We start from the raw sequence: 4,463 nt of genomic DNA, 5'->3' as shown, positions 1-4,463 counted from the left end.
CGTCATGGTCGTGACGGACGGTTGGTGCGAAGGATTCGGCGAGCGCGACGGTCATCTCAGCACCTCAATAAGGGTCGACGGCGTCACGCAGGCCGTCGCCCAGCGCGTTGAAGGCAAAGACGGTGACGAGCACGAAACCGACCGGCGACAGGATCCACGGATAGGTGCCGATGACGGAATAGGTCGCGGTGTCCTGCAGCATCAGGCCCCACGAGATCAGCGGCGGCTTGACGGCGAAGCCGAGGAAACCGAGGAAGGATTCGAGCAGCACCACGGTCGGGATCGCCAGCGTCACGGCGACGATCACGTGGCTCATCACATTGGGGAAGATGTGCTGCATGATGATGCGCCGGTCGGTGGCGCCGACCGCCATGGCGGCGCGCACATACTCGATCCGCGCCAGCGCCAGCGTCTTGCCGCGCACCTCGCGCGACATCTGCGCCCAGCCCAAGGCCGACATGACGATGATGACGAAAGCCAGGAAGACGTTGGTGGGAGCGGTGACCGGGATCAGCGTCGTCAGCGCCAGATAGAGCGGCAGCTGCGGGAAGGCGAGCACCAGTTCGACGAAGCGCTGCATCCAGACATCGAACCTGCCGCCAAAATAGCCGGAGACCATGCCGACGGTGGTGCCGATGACGGTGATGATGAAGACGACCGTCAGCGCGATCATCAGCGAGACGCGCGAGCCGTGGATGGCGCGCGACAGCACGTCACGGCCGAACTTGTCGGTGCCCAGGAAATGCACCGGCTGGCCGTCCAGCGAGCCGAACAGATGCCGGTCCGCCGGCAGCAGCCCGAACAGCTTGTAGGGCGCTTCATGCACGAAGAAACCAAGCAGCCTTGGATGGTCGTAGTCGGGACCGACGACGGGCTGGAAAGTGACCGGATCGAGGTCCGCCGAATCGGCCAGCGCATAGACCCTCGGCCGTGCGGTGAAACCGCCGTCTCTGTCATGGAAAACAGGCACCTGCGGCGGAGCGAAGCCGACATCCGTGACCTTCGGGTCCATTGGCGCGATGAACTCGGCGAACACGGCCATCAACAGCAGCAGCACGACGAGCCAGAGCCCGGCCATGCCGGTCCAGGAGCGCTTCAGCCGGCGCCAGACAAGCGCGATATAGCTTTCGTTGCCGCGCGCCGGTTTGGCGACGATGGGACCTTCGGCCGGCAGCGGTGGAGGGGATGGATCGCGCGCCAGCATCTCAGCGCTCCCCGAACTGGCGCACGCGCGGATCGAGCAGGACGAGCAGCATGTCGGCGATGATGTTGCCGACGATCAGCGTCGCCGACAGCACCATCATGAAGGTGGCGGTGACATAGACGTCGCCGACAGCCATGGAGCCGACGATCGCCGGGCCGACCGTCGGCAGCGCGAAGATGATCGCGGTCTCGATCTCGCCGGTCAGCATATAGGGCAGCACCACACCCTGATACATGATGAGCGGATGCAGCGCGTTGGGCACGGCGTGGCGCATGACGACGGCGGCACCCGTCAGCCCCTTGGCCCTGGCCGTCTCGACATATTGCGCGTTCAGCGTATCGAGCAGATTGCCGCGCATGACGCGCATATTGTAGGCGAGGCCGCCGAAAGTCGCGATCGCCACCACCGGCCAGACATGCTTGACCAGGTCGACGAATTTGGCCCACGACCACGGCGCGCCACCATATTGCGGCGAGAAGAATGAGCCGATCTCCGACACGTTGAACTGGAACACCAGGAGATAGACGATGATCAGCGCCATCAGGAAGCGCGGCACCGTCATGCCGAGAAAAGAGATGGCCGACAGTGTCGAGTCGATCCAGGTGTATTGCCTTGTCGCCGCCCATATGCCGAATGTGATGCCCAGCACCGAGGCCAGCAGATGGCAGACCAGCGCCAGGAGGAGCGTGCGCGGCAGGCGCTCTCCGACCACGTCGGCGACCGGTTTGTTGTAGTACAGGCTGTAGCCGAAATCGCCGCGGGTGACGATGCCACCGATCCAGTTGAGATACTGGAGAGGCAGCGGCTTATCGAGACCATGCTCGATGCGATAGGCCTTTGCCTGCGCGTCGGCCTCGGCGAAGGAGGCTCCACCCTGGTTGATCGCCTGCGAGCGGATGTAGTCGGCATAATCGCCCGGCGGCGCCTGGATGATGGCAAAGGTGGCCAGGCTCAAAATGGCGAGGACCGGGATTGCCGACGCTATGCGCGTGAGCAGGAATCGCAGCATGGACGGTTCGTTTCCTTGTCTCGCCGATCGCGCCCTTGGTTGCGTCCGGAGGTTGGTTTGTCCGGACGCGCCAGCGGCGCGGCCGGAGGTCTCTCGGTCAGGGAGGTAAACCTAATTCATCGGCCCCTTCTCTCCGGGTTTGCCGGGCAACTCCTCGGGGAACAATTCGTATTTCGCCTGCTTGTCGGCCGCGACAAAGACCCGTTCGCGGATGATCGAATCCTCGGCCCAGTTGAACATGAAGATCGGCGTGCCCTGCGGAATGTTCGAGAAGCGCTTGTTGACGATCAGCGCGCCGGGATATTCCGTCAGGCCGACATTGTAGACGTGCTCCGTCGAGATCTTCTGGAATTGTTTCATCAGGCTGGCACGCTGGTCGTTGTCCTGCGTCGAGACGAACTTGTTGACGATATCGACGAGATCCTTTTCGAACGGCATCACATCGACCTCGCCGTTCTCCGGCGCCCGATGGTCCCAGCTGGTGCGCGGGCCGACCGGGGCAAGCTGCACGGTGTTCTGCACCACCGACGTCAGTTCCTGTTCGTTGCGCCGGACCAGCCAATCGAAGCGGCCCGAATATTGGGAAGCGTCGCGCTGGGTGCCGTTGAGGCCATTGAGCACGACCCGAAGCCCGAGCTTTTCCATCTGGGCGACGACGCCTTCGGCAAGGCTCTTGTCGGTCGTGTAGTCGTTGTTGACCAGCATCACGATCTCGACATTCTTGCCGCCGGCGGTACCGGAAGGGAAATTCACGAAGCCGTCGCCATCCGTATCCTTGAGGCCGGCCTTGGCGAGTTCCGCCTTGGCGCCCTCGAGGTCGAAGGGGTAGTAGACCGTCGAAGCGCGGTCGTAGAAGCTGGTTCCTGACGACAGGCCGCCGGGATAGATGGCGGTGAACGGCCCCTTGACCAGCGAGTCACCGAGCGCCTTGCGGTCGAGCGCCATGGTGACGGCCTTGCGGAAATCCTCGTTGCGGTTCAGCTCGCGGATCGCCTGGCCGCGTTCGTCCGGATTGCCCCAGCCATTCGCGGAAAAATTAAATCGCAGATTGTAGCCGATGAGCCGCGGGCCGAAAGCAAGACGGGCCGGTGCGTTCGCCTCTGCCGCACGCTTCAGCGAGGCGACGAAGTTTTCCGGCTGCTCCAGATTGGAAAAATCGGCCGCGCCGGCCACCGCCTGGACGTCGCGATCGGCCCAGGTCGACAGCTTGTAGTGCAGTTCGTTGAGATAGGGCAGCTGGTTACCCTTCTCGTCGACCTTCCAGTAATAGGGATTGCGGCGCATGACGATGATGTCGTCCGGCCGGTATTCGACCGGGACCCAGCCACCCATCACCGGCATGTTCATGAATTCCGGCGGGAAGGCATTCTTGAACTGATCGTAGGTGTTCTTCGAGTATTTCGGATGCTGCGGCTTCAGGATGTGCGCGGGGCCAGGACAGAAAGTGCCGTAGGCCATGGCGTACAGGTACTGCTTCGGGAAGGCATCCTTGAAGGTCCATTCGACGGTGTAGTCGTCGATCTTCTTCAGCGTCGTGCCGACGCCGAAGCTTTCCGGCGTGGCGCCGTTCAGCGGCGAGACGTTGGGATCGACCACCTCGTCGTCCCGGTAGAACATGACGTCGTCGGCATTGAACGGCACGCCGTCCGACCACTTCGCTCCTTCGATGAGGTGCATGGTCAGCTTGTGGCCATCGCTCGACCAATCCCAGCTCCTGGCCAGGTTCGGCAGCGGCTCGGTGTCCTTGGCCTCGACCTGGAACAGCGGGGCGGTGCGCGTCAGGCATTCGGAGAGGCCGATGTCGATGCCGCCCCAGCCTTGCGTCTGACCGGCGCCGTAGTTCCAGCCTTCCGGCCGCCCGCCGATGACGTGGCGCATCGTATCGCCATAGACGCCGATGCCGTCCTGCATGTTGCCCTTCTTGAAGACCAGCGGCTCCTTCGGCAGCCTGTCCTTCACCGGCGGCAGCTTGCCGGTCTTGACGTATTTCTCGGTGACCCAGTCGGGCTCGTGATATTCGGGGAGCGCCTTGAACTCCAGGATCGAGTCTCGCGCGACATAGTTGATCTTGCCTTCGGCGGGAAACGGTGTCGGCGCCGGCGGAACCGTCGGTTCGGAAGCGTAAGCACCGAGTGCCGAGACCGAGACGCTCAGCGTCAGTCCGGCAGCAAGGCCGATATTGCGGAAATTCCTCACGGTCTCTCTCCCTCTTGTTTGTCCGGAGCGTTTGCACCCGCTCCGCCTCTCCTC

At 63.1% G+C, this 4,463-nt stretch carries 3 protein-coding genes; all 3 read right to left on the bottom strand.

The genetic code is table 11. The features are described from left to right. Positions 1–64: 64 nt before the first annotated feature. The 3 genes from EN749_RS31305 to EN749_RS31295 all read right to left on the bottom strand — a co-directional run bounded on the left by EN749_RS31305 (position 65) and on the right by EN749_RS31295 (position 4,409). A complete protein-coding gene (locus EN749_RS31305; protein ID WP_128364604.1) occupies positions 65–1,204 on the bottom strand; it encodes an ABC transporter permease in 1,140 nt (379 codons plus the stop codon). Position 1,205: 1 nt separating this feature from the next. Further along, positions 1,206–2,213, bottom strand: a complete 1,008-nt coding sequence (locus tag EN749_RS31300; protein ID WP_127807904.1) for an ABC transporter permease — start codon at positions 2,211–2,213, stop codon at positions 1,206–1,208. A 111-nt stretch (positions 2,214–2,324) separates the two neighbouring features. Next, positions 2,325–4,409, bottom strand: coding sequence for an ABC transporter substrate-binding protein (locus EN749_RS31295; RefSeq protein ID WP_128364603.1), 2,085 nt, complete (start codon positions 4,407–4,409; stop codon positions 2,325–2,327). Positions 4,410–4,463: the final 54 nt, after the last annotated feature.

The sequence above is a fragment of the Mesorhizobium sp. M7A.F.Ca.ET.027.02.1.1 genome, from assembly GCF_004022985.1.
Taxonomy (GTDB): Bacteria; Pseudomonadota; Alphaproteobacteria; order Rhizobiales; family Rhizobiaceae; genus Mesorhizobium.
This window is presented reverse-complemented; position numbering and strand designations above follow the sequence as displayed.